Here is a 22,103-nt window from a genome sequence, read left to right as displayed (position 1 = left end):
TATTCAAAAAAGGACCTGATTACTGCAACCTATCAATTTATCACTCCACAAGTAGCAAGTTCAACAACGAAACAATCAGGACCACAACAAAAATCTTATGTTAACGTTTCCGAAACGGGAGATTCCGTCCTTCAAATGACTCGTGAATTATCATTGAGAAGTGAACAACCCTTAGACGCTCACCATATGAAAGTGATTGTTATCAGTGAAAAGCTTGCAAAATCGTATGGTTTGGAGCAATTACTTGATTTTAATCTTCGTGATAATGATTTTAGACCAAGCTGTCTTGTGCTCATTAGTAAAGGAAGAGCAAGCAACACATTGGAAACAAAGACAGCAAGGGAAATTCCAGCGTTTCGTCTGGTTGGTATTGTAGAAAATGCCTATCGAACAGCTAGGATTTTGCCTCCTATGTCGCTTATTAAAGTAGAAAGTAAGATCAAATCAGAATCTAGTTTTCTGTTGCAAAATGTACTATCAGTGAACGGGGAAGTCAAATTTGCGGGAGCTGCCGTGATCGATGGAAAGACACACAAAATGTCTGGTTATTTGAATGAGGAAGAACTGGAGGGCGTGACATGGATAGCATGTAAGGGGAAAGGCGGTGTAGTGAAAAGCTTAGATAAAGAAACCGGTCAGCAGATTGTATATGAAATAGAGTCCATGAAAAGCAGTATCGTACCTCGAGTTAAAGGGGACAGCATCTCTGATGAGCTAGATTTAACCAGTAGTGACCAGTTGGCTCCATGCCTACAATCACTTGATTTAACTTACACTCTTTAACAAGTTGGTTAATCAATGAAATCCTGCATTCGTATTTTCAAAGAAACACGTTTTACCCAGTTCCAATCCTCTAAAATCCTGTGCTCTCGCGACATGATTGTGCTTGGCTATATATACTCCGACAATTAAGGTTTCAGAAGTAATTTGAGTGATTTTATGATTTTGGTTATAATTCATTGTGAGACCTCCAAATAGATGTTTTGTCCTTTTTTAGCTGGCCAGCTTAGGACACATTCATCTTATCAAGAGGTCTTTTTTCGTTCAAACCTCATTTTCAGTTATTACAGGAATGCTGCCCCGTTACCTCCATAAGACTTATTGTGAATTTGACCCAAACTAAGATGATTGAAGTTCTGTAATAGCTCATTTAAAAATAGACGCTAGCTTTGATGAGGCTTGGCAGACAGTCGGCGGAGAGGAAGCGGATTTCTGAAGTCAGCTGGAACTTTTACTTGAAAAAACTGTAGGCTGGTCTCATCCCCGAATTATGTTTAAGACTAGTTTATCCTTTAAGTTTTTTTTCTGTAATCCTTATTGGATTGAAGAAATTTGCGACACTCCTGCCGAATAACTGGCTAGCCGAGACCCCACAGGCGCTTGCCCGAGGAGGCTTGGCAGACAGTCGGCGGAAAGGGAGCGGATTTCTGAAGTCAGCTGGAACTTTTTTTAAAATAAAAAAACTGCAGGCAAACTCTCTTTTCTTCAAGTTTGTCTACAGTCTGAGTAATATATTTATATAAATGATAATTTGTCATAAACGTTTCCTCGATTTTTTTATGCTTATTAAAACAAAAAGAAGAGGCAAGTATAAAACAAGGAAGCCCACGCTGTATGGATTGATTATTTTATTTAATACATATAAGGAATCGACATCGAAAAAAAATATACTGACAAGCAGTATGATTATGGACATTACCCATAAGGGATACTTTTGCTGGACATTGAATAAGCGCTTGACACCCCTGCTGGCAGCCCACAAAGGAATGACCATGTTGGGAATGATGACGATGGCCCACCAAGAAACAGTTATGTATTCGAAACGTTGAATAAAGGGGAATTCAATGACACTGGTCAATGAGAGTGTTGGCCATAGGGTAAGGACCAACTGTTTCTGTGAATAAAAGACTGTCGAAACAAAATAAAGTAATAGGATCAATAACGTAGTTGCCAAGGCTCCTCCATGAGCATATTTTTGTGATGTTTCAGGATTTTTGATGAACGGATAAAACATCAGGATCATTTCAAAACCAAGCATTGATAATGAAGTACTTCTGGTACCTTTCATTATTTCGCTCAAAGTATGATCGAAAATAGGAAGAAAACTGGTGAAATCAGCGTATTTAAAGCCATATAGAGGTACAATTAAAAGCCAGTATGAAACGATTACAGTTAAAAAGGCTATACCCGTAATGGTTCGGAAACCTCCCGTACATATATAATAAATCAGGATCAGGAAAACCAAAGCAAACACCCAAGAAGGTATCTCTTCAAACATCCAAACATGAATGACATTTATATAGCCGATAATGACCGTCATTCCAAGGACAAAAAAATAAAGAATGAATAAGAGACTGAAGAAATTCCCTATCCATTTACCCAATGCAAGATTATTAGCAGAAATGATATCACCAGGAACAAAGCTAAAAATCTTATATATAAGCCAAATTAATATATGAACAATCAGTCCGGCTAGGATTATGGAGATCCAACCATCCGTCCCCGTCGCCTTAGCTAAATCTCTTTGAAAATTTAACACGCCTAATCCTGTTTGCATGGCATGCACTAAAAATAACACATAAAATGGCGATACCTTATACTTTTCATTAACACCAGCTTTGTCCATACATGACCCTCATTTACATCACTCGTATTTCCTATGTTAATAATCTGGCTTTTAAAGGATTAATTTATTCAAAAGGATACAAACGTTAAGTACCTAATCACAATCTCGCGACTGCTCTAGAATTTTTGGATTTCAAAAACAACTGATAGGAAGGTTACATTCTTAAATAGAATACGGTATCAATTCTAAAACCATTAACCTTCTCTTCTAAGATCTAAAAATCTTAGGTATGCTGCTCAATTGAAGGTTAAAAGCTAATTCACTATAATTTACATAAAAATACGGTGTAAAAAATTTACACCGTTACTTTTTTAAGAATTCTTATTTAGATTTGAAGCTTAGAAAACCATCGTCAACAGGAATTGTTTGACCATTAATTGCACTTGCCCCTTCACTAAACAAGAACGTAACTACGCTAGCTACTTGCTTCGGTTGGATGAGCTTTTCCCGCATATGCTGTGCAGCTAGAGCATTTTTCACTTCTTCATTTTCACCAAGTATTGGCGTATCAATGAATCCTGGAGCAACTCCTACAACTCGGATACCATGTTCAGCTAACTCTAACGCCCCGGATTTAGACATCATGACCACAGCTGCTTTAGCTGCGTTATAATTAAAGCTTCCAACTGCTGCCATTGTTCCATAAATGGATGCTGTATTAACGATAGTTCCTTTTACGTTTAATTCAACCATTTTTTTAGCTCCATAATACATCCCATAATATACACTGTGTTGGTCAACATCAATAACCCGATGATATGATTCTGGATCCATCTCCAAGAAAGGTTTTACCAGACCTATACCAGCATTGTTAAAGATCCCGTTTAAAGTACCGAATCTTTCTACTGTCCAATCAATAAGAGCACTAACTTCATCACCTTTAGATACATCAACTTTATAGGAAGCTGCAATACCAGATGCTGCTTCTATCTCAGCAACCACTTCCTTAGCAGAATTTTCATTATAGTCTGCAATTACTACGGATGCACCTTTTGTTGATAGCTGCAATGCAGTTTCCCTTCCGATTCCGCTCCCCCCACCTGTTACTATAATTACTTTCCCGTTTAATTCGGTCATCATTTAGCCCCTTTCAACTTATGTACCATCTAATAACCTTCCACTTAAAGTTTTATCGGTTTATCTATTTTTAATACCATAGACTTCTTATTGAAGTGTCACGTTAGTTCAATGAAAAAAGCGATCCTATTAAAGAATCGCGCACGTTTGCTGAAGATTTATTGCTATTACATATTGAACTTTAGCACCCAATTAATTTAATAGATTTATAACTATCTTGATTTATATAATATTCGGCTAGCTTATGAAATATTTTTTGTATAGTTGATATTGTAGTATAAGGAAAGTGCCGATGCGGACTAATAAAAATCTGCACTGTTCCTGGTTACAGGAAAGCACGATCACTGTAAGGATGTTTAAAAAAACGGCCTATAGCACAATAATATAGGCAACGTATGTCTGTCTTCATTCCACCAAAGGAGGAGAATCCATTTGAAGATCTCTTCAATATCATTCAAAGAACCTCCAGTTTATCATGAATTCCCTCCCCTCTATGAAGGTTTAGGGCTGCCTGAGTTATCTTCATTCATTCAGCAACGATTTGAATTCGCATATACCTTGGGGAAAGTCGAAAGAACGGGGCTTGGCAGCATTCGTTTTTATAAACGGCAGGGGGATTTCGAAGTTCTTATACCTGATAAGTTACCAGGAGTGGGACCAATAAAGCTTCGGAATTTAAAGGGGTTGTTACTGGAGGAAGCCAAAACAGCTTTCATCGAAAATATTGAATCCGAACCAGAAAAGCGGAAGGTCTACTACGGAGAATTTCGTCGCCCTCGGAAAGACGCTGAATAGGTGTGCTTTTCCACAAACTGGCGTCTGTTTGAGTAAAATCATTGTTGTCTTATTGAATTTATTTTTAAAAATTCCACTAAAAAAAGGTTACCGCAGCAACCTCCCTTATTTTAATGATCCGTTTTATTTTCATTATCTAAATCATCATCAAGAAAAGACTTTTTATCTTCTTTAACTCCATACTTTTTTTCAAGAAATTGACCGATAATTGAATTGTTAATTCCTTTTCTTACTGCTGTTTCAATAACTATATAGAGAATGAATAACCCCACAGTAAAATAAACAAAAAATATAATAGCCTCCACTAAAAATCCCCCAAACAACAATCTGTTTTTACTATATTTTACCATAAAATCCACATTACCTTTTTGAAATGCCCAATTGTTGCATAAAAAAAGGAGCTGCTGATCAGCTCCTTGAAACGAAATAATAACTCCCAGTCAACCCCCGGTATAAACACTATCACATGTTCCAGGTTTTGGTTCATAATAACAATGATTTTTAAATTGACCAGCAAAAGGTTGATCGTACCATGTTGGCGGGCACGGGGCATATGGATTAAAATACCAAAGGGCATATTTTCCTGGGTGTTCTCTCCAATAATCCAAATTCTGTTTTGCTAATCTTTTTTCAGCAGATCTTGCTCTTTGATAAAATACATTACCTTTTTGAACTGCTTCAAAAGAATAATTTCCTCCTTGTACTTGATAAATGACCTGTGGAATTGTTCTTAAATCTATAAAGTCTGTACAATTCGCTTTAAGACGATTAACAATTACATTTCCAACATATAACATCCCTTGTTTTCCTTCACCTTCGGCTTCTGCTCTCATCATCCTTGCCATTAAGTCGACGTCTGAGCTCCGGTAACTTACTCTTGCCATTTTTTCACCCCAAAAATATCGTATGAAAAAAAGACTGCATTAATGTCATTGTTCATAAAATAACATTGCTTAATTTTTAAAGCTTACCGCTTTTAAGTAAGATAAGAACTTAAAGACAGCTACTTTTTGAGTAATCACAGAAAAATTGTACCGGCAGAGTAAATCAATAATAGGCACATAATTAACCGAAATGACTTGTCATGTTTAGCAAAAAAATCTTTGAAAAGCGAGCCGAATCCTGACCATAGGAGCAATGCCAGCCATCCCAGAAAAATCGTTAAAGCTAAATATATAGCAACGAATTTAAGCGACTCATTAAACGGTAAAATAAACGCACTCAACACGGTTAAATAGAACAAAATGCTTTTGACATTGATGATTTGAAGAATGAAGCCTGATAAAAAAGAAGACTGCACATCTCTGGATTCCTTCTTTGAACCTTTGGACATACTAATCTGCCAAGCTAAGTAAAGAAGATATGCGGCACCGGCTATTTTAAAATATGGCTCCACGATAGGAATCCAATTGTAGAGGCTTGTTGTAAATACTCCGCTCATGATCCCTAATACTGCAAATCCTGCCAAGATGCCGCTAGTGAACCTCCATGACCCAAAGAAGCCAAACCTCCTTGCTTCATTCATCAATAAGATGTTACTTGGACCAGGCGTAATCGATGTAATCATCACATACGAAAGAAACGCTATTATACTCATAATCTCACCTTCATTTACTATATCCTAACGAACAGTCTTTATTGTAAGATGACTATAACTATAAATAAAATTGAAATTAAAAAATTCATTATCATTTTTTTCGATACATGATCCAATTTAAGGAGAACGATATGGAAATTAGACACCTTAAAACGTTTCAGACTATTGTTGAAATAGGAAGTTATACAAGGGCTGCTTCGAAGTTGGGTTACACTCAATCCACGATAACTTCACATATTCAGGCGCTCGAACATGAGATTGGCGGGGAAATTTTCACTTATGCAAATAGAAATTTGCAGCTTACTACTCTAGGCAGAGACTTAATACCGTTAGCGGAAGATTTACTTTCCACTCACGAACAGATCAAGAACATGCGTTGCACCAATGAAGTTAAAGGTGTTTTAAAAGTGGCAGCACCAGAGTCTTTAACAATCTCCAGGTTAGGTCCAATCATAAGGGATTTTTCCTTGAAATATCCCAATGTAAAAATCATATTAACCAACGGTCCATGTGGTCAAAACCAAATCGATTTAATAAGCGGGCGGGTTGATGTCGCATTAATGGTCTATCTAGAAATAAACCCGGAAAAATGCATTCATTATTCTTTGATTGAGGAGAGAATCGTTCTTGTAAGCAGTCCTGACGGTCCTGATCATTTTGATGCATATAAAAATATCGGCACAAACACCAATCATTTTTTCATCACAAATGAAGAAGGCTGCAGTTATCGGACCATGTTTGAAAGATATCTATTAAAGCATGAAATGGATTACTTTCAAACCATGGAGTTATGGAGTATAGAAGCAATCAAACAGATTGTCATGAGCGGACTTGGGTTTTCGGTTTTGCCTTATATTACAGTAAAAGATGAAGTGGAGAGCGGCAAGCTTAAAATCCTTAATCATTCAGAAAATCTCGATCCCATTTATTCCTATATGCTGATAAAAAAGAAGAAATGGCTGTCTCCAGCAGTAGAGGCTTTTGTTGAAGTTGTATTAAACAGGTTTAATGACACTGAGAAAATGAGTACCTAAATCATGGGCATATGCTAGTCAGAGAAGTGCCGAAGGAATCCAAATGAACCCCTCCCTAATAGTAACTCCCAACAAAGCAGAAGTTTTGACGTTCTGCTTTTGTTGGGAGTTTTTTCATATACATAAATTTTTTCAGTTGACTTTTTTAAAAAAATAAAATAAAATTCAAAGTACTTAATTTAAAATACTCAAATTAGAGTACTTCAAATTGAGTAAAATACTTAAATTAAATCAAAAGGATGGATTAAACATATGAAATTTACAGCATTCTTAAAAACAAGAGGTGCAACTGCGGCAATCTTTATGGGGATTTTCTATGCAGTTGCCATGTTAGGCATCTTCTTGCCTGGGTATACAGCCATACCAGGAAATGTCGATAAATTACCTATCGCCATCATCAATGATGATGATGGTGAAAATGGGGCGATGATCGCCGAAAAGTTACAAGAAAATTTACCCTTTAAAGAAATCGAGACGGATATAACAAATAAACAAGCCTTAAAAGATTTGGAGCACAATGATTTAGCATTAGTCGTACACATCCCAAAATCCTTCTCTGAGAATATGCAAAAAGGTGAAGCGTCATCAAGCATCGACTTTACAATCAATGAGGCCGGGGCAACAGTCGTTTCTTCTACCATGAATGCTATGGTAACTGAAATTAATAACCAGTTAAGCACACAATTCTCGCAGCAAACAGCTCAGGGCGTATTGATGAACTTTAATGTACCAGAAAAGCAAGCCGCTGAATTAGCGGAAAAGATTGAGAAATCCTATACAGGAAATGTAGTTACAATCAACGAAATACCAGATGGCATGAATCATAATATGCTGCCCATGTTCTTAACAATGGCCGGTTATGTAGGGGCGATGATTGGAGCGATGCAATTAGTAGGTGCATTTAGAGCCAGCCGTGGAAAAGCTAGTAAAACACGTTTATTCATTTATGTGCAAATGGCTGCGTTATTGATTGCAGTGGTTTCATCAATCATCGCTGTAGGTGTAGCGTATTTAATTGATAAGCCAAGCGGTGACCTATTCTTCGGTATAGTAGGTCAACAAATACTAAACTATATGGTATGTTTTAATTTCACCGCGATTTTAATCTTCTTATTTGGTGAAGGCGGCATGATTTTAAACTTACCGATTTTATTAATGCAAACAATAGCAAATGGTGCTACTATCACACGTGATATGATGCATTTACCTTATGAATGGATGAGCCACATTTCACCGATGTATTACTCGGTGCAAGCGTACTTTGCAAACCTATTTGGCAGCATCAGTCCAAGTCCGTATATTTGGTCAATGGCTGCGGTTGGTGCCGTTGCGCTGTTAATTAATATGGCTATTGTCGCGTTTCTTCAAAAACCGATGCCAGTACAGGTTTCTGAAACAGAAGTTGAAAAGAAAGCGGCAGAAATCACAGCTTAGGTTTTGCTACAATAAGGAGATAATACTTCTTAAAGGAGCGTAGAAAATGTCTATTCAAATTTTTATATTGAGCAAGCTGATGGAGGATAAAAACTATCCTTATAAATTAAAAAAACAGCTTTCAGAACCCATTCCGTTGGATCGCCTGGGCGGGTTAACTGAAAGTAAACTGTACTATCATTTTGAATCTTTGGTAAAACAAGGTTTAGTCGAACCAGTTGAAGTCATAAAAGAAGAACATCGTCCTGATAAACAAGTATTTGCGATTACGGCTAAGGGTCGCGAAGAACTACCAAAAAAAATCTATAAATTATTTGAAAGTGCGGATGAAATTAAGGAAATGATTGTTGGTTTAGCAAACATCAAGTATGTAGATCGGGATAAAGTAGTAGATATATTAGAAAAAAAAGTAAATTCCATCAAGGCCATTTGGGAGGAGCTTGGGAATTTCGAGCCAGAACCTAAAGGCAACGAGAATATTCGTGAATTTTTGGATGGCTATTTTTCGACCAGAACAGATCACACAATATATTGGTTTGAAGAGTTAATTAGAAGAATTAAGTCAAAGGAATTGTAAGTTTACTTTAAAGCAGGATTTTTGGCAGGCATTCCTAGCTTTAGATTAAAAATAAGATTTACGTGTAGATGGCGGCCACGCCGAATGCAGCGAAATCAGCCCAATCACATAACCAAAAATAATAGATAAAGCTATGTGAAAACTTATATTCACATAGCTTTTATTTTTAATATATCAAAAAAACTTGCTCGGATTGAGCAAGTACAGACTGTAAACAAATTCTATAGTAATAAGATTGCCTACATTTTTTTTGAGGGAGTGTAAAATATGAACGTTGATTTCCACTCCAGGCACTCGCTTTCCGCGGGCGGTCCGGGAGCCTCCTCGGCGCCTGCGGGGTCTCCCTAGGACACGCTTCTCCCGCAGGAGTCTCGTACCTTACGTTCCAATCAACTTTGTTTAAAAATTCAGATAGAACCCCTTTTGTCTACAAACTCACTTACTCGGAATGAGCAAGTAAAGTATACCAATTTGATAGTTTTTAACGTTTATTTATCATCCACTTAGTCCATACCAAAAATTTTCCCATATATTCTGAATTCTAGGTTCCATATTCTCTTTACCATAATAAGAAAATTCCATGAATATCCCATCAATCAAACAGAAATAGGACATGATTAAGTTCTCGATTTTCCCTTGGCGTATTTCTTTTTTGTCAATTCCTTCGACAAAGATATCATGTAAGATAGCGGAAAATGATTCTTCAGATCTAAGGAATTTATCATTTAATATGTGCTTCAAATGCTCCGGCGGAAAAATCATTGCCCTCTTTAAAAAAGTTGCTTTATTTTCATGGTTTTTATAATAGTTACAAGTATCAAGAAGGATATGCTTTAACTTTTCTTCAGAAGAGAGTGTATTTATTTCTTCGACAAATTGTTCGACCTGGTGAATATGCTCTTCCAGTATTTCTTCAAACAGACACAAGAAAAGGTCATCCTTATTTTTGAAATGGTTATAGATTGAGGGTTTTTGTATACCTACCCTCTTGGCAATTTCCGATAAAGCAGTTCCCTCGTATCCGTACTTGGTAAAAAGTGTTAAGGAAATGTTTTTAATTTCATTTTTTGTCATAATGTGCCCCCAAACTATCTAACGTTAGTTAATATCATTATAAACTCATTTCCCTTTTTAAACTAAAGATTTGATACATTAAAACATAGTTCTTTTTCTTTAAATGATTAGAGAATTAGAATATGCTGGATAAAGAAGTTTCTTCACTTTTATACACAACTTCCCCATCGTTTATTGTAAGTTCCACATTAGTTTCGAGCACTTCATTTACTGGAATATCGAAAAGATTTCTGTCTAAAACCACAAGATCAGCAAGTTTCCCCTCTTCTATTGTACCTAGCTCATGCTCTCTAAAACTTCCATAGGCTGAGCCATATGTATATGCTTGCAATGCCTCTGCCAAAGTGAGCTTTTGTTCAGGATGCCATGTGTTTTTTGGATCTCCACTGCTATCAACTCTTGTAATGGCAGTATATATTTGCCGCATTGGATTTAATGAGATGGAAACCGGAAAGTCTGTTCCTAATGCTAAAGATGCACCTGAATTTAAAAGCGACTTCGTCAGGAAAACATTTTTTTCCCTTTCAGGACCTATTATTGAAGAATATACCTCTCTTGATGAAGCAGCCATGTGATCAGGTTGCATCGAGGCAATGACCCCTAGTTTGGAAAAACGTTCAATGTCATCCGAATCGATTACTTCAATATGCTCTATTGTATGTCTTGAGTCTCTTTTTCCATTCTTACGTACTGCTTCTTCAAAAGCGTCTAAAGCTAAACGAATTGCCGCATCTCCAATAGCGTGAAACCGGATTCTAAATCCAAGTCCATCTGCTTTAACAACTCGATCAATCAACACTTCTGGATATAGAGCTGGATGACCACAGATATCCACTTGATCGGAGTAAGGTTTCAGGAAGTAAGCGGTATGACCCGTGACGGTTCCATCAACAAATTGCTTTAATCCTGAAAATTGAAGTTTCTTTGATTCATATTTATTTCTCAGCTTTTGGGCTTTATCCAAATTGCCATCTAATTCAGGAGTGATATGAAATCTAGTCGTTAATTCTCCTTGCTTATCTAATTTCTCGAAAAGGTCATAGTCTTGAAGGAAGTCATCTATTGGCGCAAACAAATCGTTTACAGAAGTAATTCCATATTGAGATAACAATCTTAAATACTTTTTTAGTATCGTTTCTTTCTTATCTTGTGTTAACCGTAATGCCTCTTTTAAAACTATCTGCTGGGCTTCTTCATATAAAATCCCAGTAAGTAAACCATTCTTATCTCTTTCATAGCGACCAAAATCCGGATCACGTATATCCTCAGTAACTCCTGCTAAATCCATGGCCTTACTGTTCACCCATGTATAATGACCTTCAGCATGAAAAAGAACAACAGGACGATCTGGAATAACAGCATCAAGTATTTTATAATGGGGCTCTTGTTTATCATGCCAATAACCTGCGTCCCATTGCATACCAATAATCCATTCTTCCTCAGAACAATCTTTAGAAAATTCCAGTACTGTTGCAGCTACATCTTGAGCTGACCTGGCTTCAAATAAATTAACACTATTTAAACTTAGTGCACTAAACATGATGTGAATATGAAAATCATGAAATCCAGGCATAATTAATTGATTTCCATAGTTAAATACTTTTGTCTCACTTCCTATAAAAGGTTCAATCTCCGCTTTTGATCCTACACTCATAATTTTGTTACCTAAGATAGCAATTGCACCAGACGTCGGCTCATGTGCAAGCCCTGTAAAAATAGCATCACTGGAAAGAACAATATCTGCTTTTTTAATAGCCATAGAGTTTACCTCTTTTCATTCAAAATAATAAACAGTAACTGATCATTGCACTAGTTTTACATCAAATTCTTCTTTTTGCTCTGCAAAATTCAGTTCAGGAGGACGTTCCTTAAACATTTTTGTTAAGTACAATAAATATATGAACCCTACTGCCATCCAAGTAATCCCTAATACTAAAGAATGGATATCTAACTTTGTCATAAACAATATAGTTATACCGGTGCCTATTAAGGGAAGAAGTAAATATAAAACGATACTTTTAGGCGATCTCTGCTTCTGCCTCACAAAATAATGGATAAGCACTGAAAGATTAACGAATGTAAAAGCAAACAGGGCTCCAAAGTTAATGAAAGAAGTAGCTGTTGCGATATCCAAAAATACAGCACTCATTGCAACACAAGCAATGAGTAGGATATTGAATATGGGCGTTTGAAATTTTGGAGAAACATATCCGAAAACCCTCTTAGGCAGAACATTATCTCTCCCCATTGCATATAAAATCCTGGCTCCGCTGCCTCCTGAAGCTATTGCAGAAGCAGTAGCAGATGTCACTACCACAGCAATAAACAAACTATTCAGAATATTACCCCCGGTATAAATCATGATATCCACTATAGCTGTATCAGGGTTCTTAAAAGCATTGAAGTTCGGGAAAATGGATTGTGCAAAATAGGTAGATGCAACAAATAATACCCCCCCGATCAATGTCGTAGCATAAATAGCTTTAGGAAGTGTTTTTTTCGGATTTTTGGTTTCTTCAGCTAATGTAGTAACCGCATCAAACCCAAGAAAACTAAAACATAATAGAGGTACAATCGAGAGCAGATTATTAAAATTCACGTCAGGACTAAAAAAAGGATCCTTAGAAAACAACTCTCCGGTACCTTTTCCTGCTAAAAGTCCATTTATACAAAGCAGGCTGAAGATAATGATAAATAGAAATTGAAATAACACCAAAAAGGTATTCACATTTGCAGCAACCTTAATCCCAAAAATATTAATGGTAGTCACACCTATAATAAAAGAAATAATAACTGCAATGATAGGAATACCAGGGAAGTAAGCATTCACCATAATCCCAAAAAGTAAAGCACTGATCATAGGACTGAAAAGATAATCCAATAAAATTACCCATCCTACCAGAAAACCAAGGTGTGAATTAATTCCTTTCTGCACAAAGGTATAAGCTGAACCGGTAGTGGGATAAACCTGAACCATTTTTGCGTAACTATATGAAGTGAATAGCATGACAATTAAAGCAATTATGTATGCTGTCGGAATCATTCCCTGGGTACGATCAATGGCGATACCATATGTGCTAAAGACTGTCACAGGCGCCATAAAGGAAAGTCCAAATACAATAACATATCTTGTATTTAGTGAACGCTTAAGCTCGGGTAATCCTTTCATCGCAAAGAGCTGCCTCCTTTATCAAATGTAATGACTGATTTTTATTGATTGACTTCTTTCGTACTTAATGCTGCAAGGCTGGAAAACTCATGTACAAGTGTTGCTGCTAAAAGTGAAGTGATTTGACTTGGATCATATGATGGCAGCACTTCAACCACATCATATCCTATAAAGTTAAAGTCAGTTAGGGCACGAATCATTTTAAGTGTTTCAAAGCTGCTAAAACCGCCTGCTTCAGGTGTACCTGTACCTGGAGCAAAAGAAGGATCAACGAAATCTATATCAAATGTCAAGAAACAAGGTGTGTTACCAATGGTTTTTCTAATCTCTTTCAAAACATCTTCAAATCCACGATTGGAAAGTTCACCAGTTGTAATCAAACGATAACCTAAATCAAGACTTGCCTGTAAATCTCCAGAGTGGTTTAGCGTACCTCGGATTCCTACTTGAAATACTTTATCTGCCTGTAGCAAACCTTCTTCGTGTGCACGTATAAATGGAGATCCATGCCAATATTTTTCCTCATAATATGTATCCCAAGTATCTGTATGGGAATCGAAATGAATCATGGCTACCGGGCCATATACCTTTGCCGCAGCTCGTAAACTAGCTAAAGTGACAGAATGATCTCCCCCTAATCCAATAGGTATGACCCCTTTGGACATCAATTCAAACATGGATTCCTTCATTAGATCATAACTTCGATGAATATTATGGGGAATAACAGGAATATCCCCTATATCAATTGCATTCAATTGTTCAAAAGGATATACCTTATGAATAGGATGATAAGGAAATAGGGTCATGGATGCTTGGCGAATGGCTTGAGGAGCAAACCTGGCTCCCACCCGAAAAGAAGCTGCTGTATCAAAAGGCATACCCACAATTGCCAGCTTTGCATCATGCTTTTGTGAAGGTAAACGCATAAAGGTTCCTGTTGTACAAAACTCTGGCTTTACATCTGGTGTAAGTGGATATTTCATAAGTATCATCTCCTGGTTTTAAATAAAATTCTTTTTATATAAATATTTCCAACACGGTGTAATCGCTTACAACTGATAATTCATTAGATTACTTTTTATTTTTAACACCTACTTTTGGAATCACATTAACTAACGGTAGTTAGTATTAAACCAAATATAAACATAGTTGTAAAAAAAGTCAAACTATTTTTTATTGTCTATCAAATCCACTTTTTGATCAAAGTAGCCTTATCTTTCAATCCTGCCTCTATTAAATTAAAGCCAACTATTCTTGTTACACCAACCTGCCCCTTTAGCTTCATAAGAAAAAAAGCTGCTAAACAGCTCCTAGACTGTAGACAGATTCGAAGAAAGCGAGTTTGCCTACAGCTTTTTTCTTCTTTGATAACGTTCCAGTTGATTTCAGAAATCCGCTCCCTTTCCGCCGACTGCCTGCCAAGCCTCCTCGACGCAAGCGTCTGTGGGGTCTCGGCTAGCCAGTTTTTCGGCAGGAGTGTCGCAAATTTCTTTAATCCAATAAGGGGTTTAATAAAACAGTAAACCATTAAGGATAATCTAGTTCAGTTGATTTCCACTACAGGCACTTGCTTTCCACGGGCGGTCCGGGAGCCTCCTCGGCGCTCTTAGCGCCTGCGGGGTCTCCCCTCGACTCGCTTTTCCCGCAGGAGTCTCGCACCTTCCGTTCCAATCAACTTTGTTTTGAAATTTCAGGTAAACCCCTTTTGTCGACAAACTGAGAGATGCATAAGCAGCTCCCTTATTGAAGTAAAAGCACCCATTAGTTCATTAAGGAAGGCATGCTTTATTAAAGAATTGCGCCCTTTATTGGAATAACACCTGAGCTTCTAATAGAATTTTACACAGGTATCTTAACAAATAAGACCCGACCTTAGTTTGGTCGATCATTTTTCTTAACTTTGGCGATTATTAGTAATAACAATGGAAGCAGAAACCCGAATGTCATTGCATAAAACGGCCAGATTTCTGAAATGAATTTACTATAATGGACGATATTGGGTGTCATAATCAATGTAAAGGCAATCAAAAGGATACCAAACGGAAAAATCAGAGGACGATAATCCTGCAATTTAAACGTTTGTGCCAGACCTAAAACGGTCACATAAAAAAACAAACTAAATCTAATAAAAATGGTGATGAACCATATTATGGCTAGTATTGCTTCCAGCCGCGTCAGGAAATCAGCGATATTTATTTTCTTAGCCAACATATAGATTGGATAATTTTGTCTTGCTGTTAACTCTGTACCAAGTACAAGAATGGCTAACATGGTTATAATGATCAAAACACATCCAGCCAACAATTGACCGACAAAAAGGCTTTTTCTTATTCTGTTTTTTTGACTCACGAACGGGAGGATCATTAGAATCGCAACCGGTTCAATAAACGGAAAAACAATAAATGGTATAGAACCCCGTATAACCGGTTTCAATCCTCCCTCCCATACAGGTTGCATGTTTTGAAATTTAATCTCAGGAAGTAGAAGAATCATTAATGATGATACAAGTAATACAACAAAAGGGAAAAATATTTCCGCGCTTCGGGCCAAAGGTTCCAAACCGAGACGTGCGGCCATGAGGACGACACTCATAAAAAGAATCATGATCACTTGAATTGGGGTATCAGGCATAATATGAGTTATCATAAAATCCCCAATTTCACTCAAATAAGTCGCTGTGGTTATAAAAAAGTAGCTTATAAATAAAAGAGAAATTACTATTCCTAGCCACTTACCCATAATTTTTTGGCTGTATTCCACTAATGTTAAATCAGGATAGCATTTCCTTAAAGCATCATATATAAAAACAACCAATAACGGTGCTATTGCCACGCTTATAATACCCGAAATCCAACCATCTTGTTTAGCTTCAGAAGCGACAATGGAGGGAATGACTAATATAGAATCTCCAAGCGTATATAAAATCACTAATATCGTCAGTTGACGGCTTCCGATTTTACCCTTCTCGAGCATTTTCATAAGTTCCTTTCACGACAAAACGGTAAGTTATATACAAACGGCAGAAATTCTGATTCCATAACCATTATTGACAGAAGAAGAATATACAAACCCTGCTGAATACAAGTTATTTTTTTGCCACTGCAAGCCGCACTCGCCAATTTGGAAAATCAGAAATAATTTGTTTTATAAATCCTGACTCCCCTTGATAGGAAAAACTTTAGAGCTTCGATTTACTTTTTAAGAATTCCGCCTTATTCCGGGAATATAGCTGCCCCTATAGCTCCATAAGAAAAAGAGCTGCCAAATGAAGTGAACCCAAAAAGTTAGACACTTTATTTACTAGGCAGCCTTGAGGGCATGAACCCGGTAATCTACCGGGCTCATGCCTTTTAATTTTACCTTGATTCGTTGATGATTGTAGTAATGGATATATTCTTCTAGTTCTTGTTTGAATTGCTCCATGCTTTCAAATTCTTGAAGATAGAGTAATTCGGATTTTAATAAGCCAAAGAAGTTTTCAATGACCGCATTATCGAGACAATTTCCTTTGCGGGACATGCTTTGTGTAATGTTATGTTTTTTCAAATCATGCGAGTATTGTTTCATCTGATAATGCCAGCCCTGATCTGAATGGAGAATGGGTGAATCTTTCGATTCCAAGCGATCAAAGGCTTTATCCAGCATTTTGGAAACGAGCGGATAAACAGGCCGAGATTCGATATTATAGGCGATGATTTCACCATTAAACAGGTCAAGAATGGCCGATAAGTATAGTTTCTCCCCAGCTAGATGGAATTCTGTGACGTCTGTCACCCATTTTTCATTGGACTTTGCCGCCTTGAAATCACGTGCTAGAATGTTGGGCGCAATCTTGCCGATTTTCCCTTTGTACGAACGGTATTTCTTCATGCGAACCAATGACTTCAATCCTAGTTCATTCATCAATCGGAGAACTGTTTTATGATTGATGCGAGCACCTCGGTTACGTAATTCTAGGGTGATACGTCGATACCCATAACGCCCTTTATGCTTATGGAAAATCTCTTTGATAAGGGATTTAATTTCTGTGTATTTATCCTTACGCCCGAAGGCGTTTACCCAATAATAGTACGTACTCCGTGCCATTTTAGAAATGGATAGAAGCAGATTTAAATCAAATTGTTTCCTTAGTTCATGGACTACTTTCGCTTTTTCTTTCTTTGTAAGGCTTCCTTTTCTTGAACTAAGGCATTCAACTTTTTTAGATAGGCATTCTCTGCACGTAAGTATTCTAATTCGGCAAGAAGTGCTTCTTGAGAGCCATTAGCTGGCGATTTTTTCTTAGTATCTTTTTTCATGGATAGACGCCCCTTTTTCTTTGGTTTAAGGGCGTCTATACCTCCTTCCTTAAACTGATTTGACCAATTCAAAAGTGTAGAATCGGAAGGAAGGTTAAAGTGTACAGCGGTCTCGTTGATCGATGCCCCATATTCGTTCATATATTTAAGTACCTCTAGTTTAAAGGGCAGAGTGTAATTTGTATAGGATGAAACAAGTCCTTCCATCCCATGCTTTAGATAGCGAGCGACCCATCTTTTCAGAGGGGATAAACCTACATTTCTTTCTTGGGCAATGGATTTATAGGATTTCTTCCCTTCTAAGTACTCTAAAACTGCATTTGATTTTTCGTCTATCGTATATTTAGTCAAAAAAACTGCACCTCCAATTGTTAGATGTTGTCTAACAATTGGGGTGCAGTTCAATTGGAAGATCCTTTTTTACTTCTTTTTAAACTAACGCACCCGTTAGTTTAAGTAGAAACCCTCACAATCTCTTATGTGTATCATAAAAAAGGATGGAACCAATGCGATTCCATCCTAAAATCTTTATTGTTTGTGTTGCTTTTCCTCTTGTTGTTTGTGTTTCTTTTCCTCTTGTTGTTTGTGTTTCTTTTCCTCTTGTTGTTTATGCTTCTCTTCCTTTTGTTTGTGTTTCTTTTCCTCTTGTTTATGTTTTTTACCCTCTTTATTTCCACCAATATCCAATGATTTTTCTTTATTATTTTTTGTAACTGGTGGAGCTTCTTCAGGATTTGCACCTTTAATGAACAGTTCATTATTCACCCGGTATACATCACTAGGCTGCTGGAAGCTACTTTGGTCTGTTCCAAACGCTTCCAGCATGGCCTTAAACATTTGGTGCGAGATTTTAGTTGAATTTCCATCCATATAATTTCCTCGACCATTTTTAGTATATCCAGTCCAAACCGCCATAGTGTATTGCGGTGTATAACCAGCGAACCAACTATCATTTACCGCACCGGTTGGATATCCATATTGTGCTCTGGTTTTACTGTCAAAATTGGTTGTGCCAGTTTTTCCAGCCACATCTAGTCCAAGGACATTTGCTGTTTTTCCTGTACCAGATTTTACGACTGTCCGTAACATATCCGTCACCAAATAAGCTGTGTAATCATGCATAGCACGTTTTGGCTTTGGAGTTAAATTAACAACTCTGCCATCAGGATAGACAACTTTACGAACAAAATGTGGTGTATTGTATTCACCATTATTTCCAAAAGCACTATATGCCCCTGCCAACTCTAATGGATTAACCGTATTACTTCCAATCGCATATGATTCGTACACCTTATTATTATTAAAAGTAATACCCAGATTTTCTGCAAAATTTTGTGCTTTATCCATCCCTACATCTTGAAGGGTAAGAAGTGCTGGAATATTGTATGACCATTGAAGTGCTGTTCTAATCGACATCATTCCGTGATATTGATGATCCCAGTTAGAAATAGACTGACCATTTGAGTAGGTTATCTCATGATCATTAATTTGGTGTGCTGTAGACCATTTTGAATTTTCAATAGCCGGACCATAATCAAAGACTGGCTTGAAAGTAGATCCTGGTTGACGTTTAATATCAACCGCAAAGTTGTTGCCTCGGAAGGAAGCTTTATATTGGTTTCGACCGCTTCCAATAGCTCGAATTTCTCCTGTTTTTGTATCTGAAAATACGAAGGCTCCTTGAAAATTGTCATTTGGATAAGAAATAATCGTATCGGTGTTCATTATTTTGTCCGCATAGGTCTGAGCTTTTGGATCTAGCGTCGTATAAATAGATAATCCATCCGAACTGATATCTACATTTTTCAGCTTTCTTTCAACTTCTTTTACAACAGCGTCCAAAAACGCCTCGTACGGCATTCCTTGCTGTTTCGTTTTTGGAACAAGTCCTGCTGTAACTGAAACCTTCTTTGCATCCTCCAATTGCTTTTTCGTAATATACCCTTGTTTATACATAGCTTCTAAAACAATATTACGACGATTTGTTGCAGCTTTCACATGTTCTGGTTCAGTGGGATCGTAATTACTTGGACTCTGTGGTAGCCCCGCCAACATAGCGGCCTCCGGAAGCGTTAATTTATTTAGATGATCGGCATCGATTCCGTAGTAATTTTTGGCGGCAGCTGCTACACCATATGTCCCGTCTCCAAGGTATATCTTATTTAAATACATCATTAAGATTTGATGTTTGGAATACTTTTGCTCAAGCTGATAGGCCAAGCTCCATTCCTGTACCTTCCGCTTTATTGTTTTCTGAGGTGACAAAAAGGAGTTTTTAATGACCTGCTGTGTAATGGTACTTCCGCCTTGAGATCCGAAATCCCCTATTAGGTTCTTGGAGATTGCTCTCGCAGTTCCTTTTATATCAATGCCATTGTGTTCATAAAAATGTACATCCTCCGTGGCAATGAAAGCATGTTCCAACATTTTTGGAACTTGAGAATACTCAATTTTTGTCCGCTTTTCTTTACCATATTCGTAAAGGAAATTCCCGTTTTTATCGTATAATTTGGTAGAAAGCGGATCGACTAGTTTTGAAGAATCTATTTTAGGTGCATCCTTAATCATTGCTGCAACCGTAACTGCCCCTATTCCAATTGAAACAACACCTAACAGTAAAAACCAAAGTAAAACTTTATTCAAGAAAGACCTTCTTTTAGGGGAATTTTTATCTTTTTTTTGATCTTGTTTTGTTTTTTCCACTTGTTTTCGTTCCTGACGAGAACGATACGTTTCTGACATTAATCTTCTCTCCCATATTCAAGTTATTCAACAAAATTCAAGAAAACTATGCAAAGAAATAACCTTTTATTTACTCAATAGCAATTGATGGTCAGTATGGTATTTATAACAATGCATTTCATGCAAAACCTGTATATAACGAATTAAGGAAGAATTTATCCTATACTCTCCTTGGTCGGTTTTCGCAATAAAGTAATCACTTCGTACTATCTCATCTTATGCATCTTGTAGAACGTATTCCTTCTTTACATCTGGCCCTTTTAATATTTTTTCTCGTTTAATATCATTATCCAAGGTATAACAAACAGTGACATATAGTGAACAAATAAAAAAGACAACGTACCACGCTGCCTCTTTTTGTATGGGTTAAAGAAAACGAAGAATTATTTAAACTTATCTAGTGAAATTATTCTATGTTTTAATTCTGAATTCATATCTAAAACACCTATCACAAATTGATTATCTTCCGTCAATGTTATGTATCTGAAATACTCATCATCAGAAATCAACAAATCGGTGTCATTCGTCATTTTTTCTATTTTGGCAAATACATCTTCTGTGTACTCAAGGTGAAAAAAGTCATCCAATCCCTTGCTTGAGCTACCTACCCAGGTATACAGAAAATCTTTCAGTGTGATTTGTTCAAGCATCGATAATTGTTTCTTGAATTTTAACTTATCTACTGTTACGTTTATCATCTTTCAACACTCCTTAACGAGGATTAATTATATACAATGAAGTCTCCTCCAACAATGCTATTTGTATAACAATCCGTTTACAGTTTAGTTACTATAGGGTACCGCCACATCGCCATCAAGCTAAGAAAAAGGATTATCCCCAAAACGAAAAAATATGCTATTCTTTGTAAATGCTGCTGAAAAGAAATTCCCTATCAATTTATAAATTTTAGAGAATAGGCATTTATATAAATTAAGAGGAAGAAGCCGTTGAAGACTAGTATCATCATTATCGATGACCATCAGCTTTTCCGTGAAGGCGTTAAGCGTATATTAGATTTTGAATCATCCTTAGATGTTGTTGCCGAAGGCGATGACGGAAGCGAGGCTATGGATCTTGTTAGCACACACAAACCAGATGTCGTTATCCTGGATATCAACATGCAGAATATGAACGGTATCGAAGCAACTAAAATGCTTGTAAACCGTTACCCTGAAACGAAAGTCATCATTTTATCGATTCATGGTGATGAAAACTATGTACAGCATGCATTGAAAACAGGAGCACAAGGTTATCTGTTGAAAGAAATGGACGCAGATGCGTTAATTGATGCTGTTCGTGTAGTCGCAGAAGGTGGCTCATACCTTCATCCGAAGGTGACACATAATCTAGTCAAGGAATATCGCCGTTTAGCTACTGATCGTGATTCAGTGCATGCTGTAGAGATCAGAAGACCGCTTCACCTATTGACTCGACGCGAGTGTGAAGTTCTTCAAATTTTAGCATATGGAAAAAGCAACCGTGTCATCGGCGAAACTTTATATATCAGTGAAAAAACAGTAAAAAACCATGTGACGAACATTCTTCAAAAAATGGAAGTAAACGACCGTACACAAGCTGTTGTTCTAGCTATTAAAAACGGATGGGTAGAAGTGAAATAATTTCAACTTATGTTAAGTCCGGCTCTTCAGTTTTCGCAATGCGTGCTGAAGAGGCGGGCTT

19 protein-coding genes and 1 pseudogene are annotated in these 22,103 nt (G+C 37.0%); 6 read left to right on the top strand and 14 right to left on the bottom strand.

Annotated features, from left to right (window positions below; translation table 11 throughout):
* Positions 1-783 (top strand): Ger(x)C family spore germination protein (locus V3595_RS20790; RefSeq protein WP_485909213.1); only part of this gene is annotated, 783 nt, incomplete at its 5' end.
* On the opposite strand, the pseudogene V3595_RS20785 reads toward V3595_RS20790, so the two are convergent.
* The 3 genes and pseudogenes from V3595_RS20785 to V3595_RS20775 all read right to left on the bottom strand — a co-directional run.
* Positions 710-960, bottom strand: a pseudogene (locus V3595_RS20785) (IS110 family transposase); the annotation flags it as partial. The gene V3595_RS20790 and the pseudogene V3595_RS20785 overlap by 74 nt on opposite strands.
* A 574-nt stretch (positions 961-1,534) precedes the next feature.
* Positions 1,535-2,626 (bottom strand): GerAB/ArcD/ProY family transporter, encoded by a 1,092-nt coding sequence (locus V3595_RS20780; protein WP_485909211.1) that lies wholly within the window; start codon positions 2,624-2,626, stop codon positions 1,535-1,537.
* 321 nt (positions 2,627-2,947) lie between these two features.
* Positions 2,948-3,703, bottom strand: coding sequence for an SDR family NAD(P)-dependent oxidoreductase (locus V3595_RS20775; RefSeq protein ID WP_485909209.1), 756 nt, complete (start codon positions 3,701-3,703; stop codon positions 2,948-2,950).
* A 432-nt stretch (positions 3,704-4,135) separates the two neighbouring features.
* Here V3595_RS20775 and V3595_RS20770 point away from each other — a divergent pair, with 432 nt between their 5' ends.
* A complete protein-coding gene (locus V3595_RS20770) occupies positions 4,136-4,498 on the top strand; it encodes a hypothetical protein (protein ID WP_485909207.1) in 363 nt (120 codons plus the stop codon).
* Between the two features lie 110 nt (positions 4,499-4,608).
* Here V3595_RS20770 and V3595_RS20765 read toward each other — a convergent pair whose 3' ends face one another.
* The 3 genes from V3595_RS20765 to V3595_RS20755 form a co-directional block, all read right to left on the bottom strand.
* Positions 4,609-4,803: a hypothetical protein gene (locus V3595_RS20765; RefSeq protein WP_101224759.1), complete on the bottom strand. Its 195-nt coding sequence runs from the start codon at positions 4,801-4,803 to the stop codon at positions 4,609-4,611.
* A gap of 135 nt (positions 4,804-4,938) precedes the next feature.
* The gene (locus V3595_RS20760) at positions 4,939-5,382 is read right to left on the bottom strand and encodes a cell wall hydrolase (protein WP_485909206.1); all 444 of its coding nucleotides are present in this window, start codon (positions 5,380-5,382) and stop codon (positions 4,939-4,941) included.
* Positions 5,383-5,516: 134 nt separating this feature from the next.
* On the bottom strand, positions 5,517-6,095 hold the full coding sequence (locus tag V3595_RS20755; protein WP_485909204.1) for a LysE family translocator: 579 nt from the start codon (positions 6,093-6,095) through the stop codon (positions 5,517-5,519).
* A 131-nt stretch (positions 6,096-6,226) separates the two neighbouring features.
* Between V3595_RS20755 and V3595_RS20750 the strand changes: the two genes are divergently transcribed.
* The 3 genes from V3595_RS20750 to V3595_RS20740 all read left to right on the top strand — a co-directional run bounded on the left by V3595_RS20750 (position 6,227) and on the right by V3595_RS20740 (position 9,140).
* On the top strand, positions 6,227-7,129 hold the full coding sequence (locus V3595_RS20750) for a LysR family transcriptional regulator (RefSeq protein WP_485909202.1): 903 nt from the start codon (positions 6,227-6,229) through the stop codon (positions 7,127-7,129).
* A 252-nt stretch (positions 7,130-7,381) separates the two neighbouring features.
* A complete protein-coding gene (locus V3595_RS20745) occupies positions 7,382-8,563 on the top strand; it encodes a YhgE/Pip domain-containing protein (protein WP_485909200.1) in 1,182 nt (393 codons plus the stop codon).
* Positions 8,564-8,609: 46 nt separating this feature from the next.
* The gene (locus tag V3595_RS20740; RefSeq protein ID WP_485909198.1) at positions 8,610-9,140 is read left to right on the top strand and encodes a PadR family transcriptional regulator; all 531 of its coding nucleotides are present in this window, start codon (positions 8,610-8,612) and stop codon (positions 9,138-9,140) included.
* Between the two features lie 495 nt (positions 9,141-9,635).
* Here V3595_RS20740 and V3595_RS20735 read toward each other — a convergent pair whose 3' ends face one another.
* The 8 genes from V3595_RS20735 to V3595_RS20700 all read right to left on the bottom strand — a co-directional run bounded on the left by V3595_RS20735 (position 9,636) and on the right by V3595_RS20700 (position 21,121).
* Complete coding sequence (locus V3595_RS20735) at positions 9,636-10,214, bottom strand: TetR/AcrR family transcriptional regulator (RefSeq protein WP_485909196.1); 579 nt, start codon at positions 10,212-10,214, stop codon at positions 9,636-9,638.
* 115 nt (positions 10,215-10,329) lie between these two features.
* On the bottom strand, positions 10,330-11,973 hold the full coding sequence (locus tag V3595_RS20730) for an amidohydrolase (protein WP_485909194.1): 1,644 nt from the start codon (positions 11,971-11,973) through the stop codon (positions 10,330-10,332).
* Between the two features lie 42 nt (positions 11,974-12,015).
* A complete protein-coding gene (locus V3595_RS20725; protein ID WP_485909192.1) occupies positions 12,016-13,383 on the bottom strand; it encodes an APC family permease in 1,368 nt (455 codons plus the stop codon).
* A 41-nt stretch (positions 13,384-13,424) separates the two neighbouring features.
* Positions 13,425-14,366 carry an agmatinase gene (gene speB, locus V3595_RS20720; protein WP_485909190.1) on the bottom strand — a complete coding sequence of 314 codons (942 nt, stop codon included), beginning with the start codon at positions 14,364-14,366 and terminating at the stop codon, positions 13,425-13,427.
* Between the two features lie 889 nt (positions 14,367-15,255).
* A complete protein-coding gene (locus V3595_RS20715) occupies positions 15,256-16,356 on the bottom strand; it encodes a GerAB/ArcD/ProY family transporter (RefSeq protein ID WP_485909188.1) in 1,101 nt (366 codons plus the stop codon).
* Between the two features lie 327 nt (positions 16,357-16,683).
* A protein-coding gene (locus V3595_RS20710) for an IS3 family transposase (protein WP_485909186.1) occupies positions 16,684-18,032 on the bottom strand; the annotation gives its coding sequence in 2 pieces (ribosomal slippage) (positions 16,684-17,588 and positions 17,588-18,032; 1,350 coding nt in all).
* A gap of 177 nt (positions 18,033-18,209) precedes the next feature.
* Positions 18,210-20,423, bottom strand: coding sequence for a transglycosylase domain-containing protein (locus tag V3595_RS20705; protein WP_485909184.1), 2,214 nt, complete (start codon positions 20,421-20,423; stop codon positions 18,210-18,212).
* A gap of 383 nt (positions 20,424-20,806) precedes the next feature.
* Positions 20,807-21,121 (bottom strand): hypothetical protein, encoded by a 315-nt coding sequence (locus tag V3595_RS20700; RefSeq protein ID WP_063592358.1) that lies wholly within the window; start codon positions 21,119-21,121, stop codon positions 20,807-20,809.
* 249 nt (positions 21,122-21,370) lie between these two features.
* On the opposite strand from V3595_RS20700, the gene V3595_RS20695 reads away from it, so the two are divergent.
* On the top strand, positions 21,371-22,042 hold the full coding sequence (locus V3595_RS20695) for a response regulator (protein ID WP_485909182.1): 672 nt from the start codon (positions 21,371-21,373) through the stop codon (positions 22,040-22,042).
* Positions 22,043-22,103: the final 61 nt, after the last annotated feature.

This window comes from Bacillus sp. CFBP9009 (assembly GCF_036541465.1).
Classification (GTDB): domain Bacteria; phylum Bacillota; class Bacilli; order Bacillales; family DSM-1321; genus Peribacillus.
The sequence above is the reverse complement of the archived record's forward strand: the minus strand, read 5'-3'. Positions and strand labels throughout refer to the sequence as shown.

What these genes read in the sequence shown, in the direction of transcription:
- V3595_RS20780 (WP_485909211.1), bottom strand. Translation starts at nt 2,626, where the DNA reads ATGGACAAAGCTGGTGTTAATGAAAAGTATAAGGTATCGCCATTTTAT.
- V3595_RS20775 (WP_485909209.1), bottom strand. Translation starts at nt 3,703, where the DNA reads ATGACCGAATTAAACGGGAAAGTAATTATAGTAACAGGTGGGGGGAGC.
- V3595_RS20760 (WP_485909206.1), bottom strand. Translation starts at nt 5,382, where the DNA reads ATGGCAAGAGTAAGTTACCGGAGCTCAGACGTCGACTTAATGGCAAGG.
- V3595_RS20755 (WP_485909204.1), bottom strand. Translation starts at nt 6,095, where the DNA reads ATGAGTATAATAGCGTTTCTTTCGTATGTGATGATTACATCGATTACG.
- V3595_RS20750 (WP_485909202.1), top strand. Translation starts at nt 6,227, where the DNA reads ATGGAAATTAGACACCTTAAAACGTTTCAGACTATTGTTGAAATAGGA.
- V3595_RS20745 (WP_485909200.1), top strand. Translation starts at nt 7,382, where the DNA reads ATGAAATTTACAGCATTCTTAAAAACAAGAGGTGCAACTGCGGCAATC.
- V3595_RS20740 (WP_485909198.1), top strand. Translation starts at nt 8,610, where the DNA reads ATGTCTATTCAAATTTTTATATTGAGCAAGCTGATGGAGGATAAAAAC.
- V3595_RS20735 (WP_485909196.1), bottom strand. Translation starts at nt 10,214, where the DNA reads ATGACAAAAAATGAAATTAAAAACATTTCCTTAACACTTTTTACCAAG.
- V3595_RS20730 (WP_485909194.1), bottom strand. Translation starts at nt 11,973, where the DNA reads ATGGCTATTAAAAAAGCAGATATTGTTCTTTCCAGTGATGCTATTTTT.
- V3595_RS20725 (WP_485909192.1), bottom strand. Translation starts at nt 13,383, where the DNA reads ATGAAAGGATTACCCGAGCTTAAGCGTTCACTAAATACAAGATATGTT.
- speB (WP_485909190.1), bottom strand. Translation starts at nt 14,366, where the DNA reads ATGAAATATCCACTTACACCAGATGTAAAGCCAGAGTTTTGTACAACA.
- V3595_RS20715 (WP_485909188.1), bottom strand. Translation starts at nt 16,356, where the DNA reads ATGCTCGAGAAGGGTAAAATCGGAAGCCGTCAACTGACGATATTAGTG.
- V3595_RS20705 (WP_485909184.1), bottom strand. Translation starts at nt 20,423, where the DNA reads ATGTCAGAAACGTATCGTTCTCGTCAGGAACGAAAACAAGTGGAAAAA.
- V3595_RS20700 (WP_063592358.1), bottom strand. Translation starts at nt 21,121, where the DNA reads ATGATAAACGTAACAGTAGATAAGTTAAAATTCAAGAAACAATTATCG.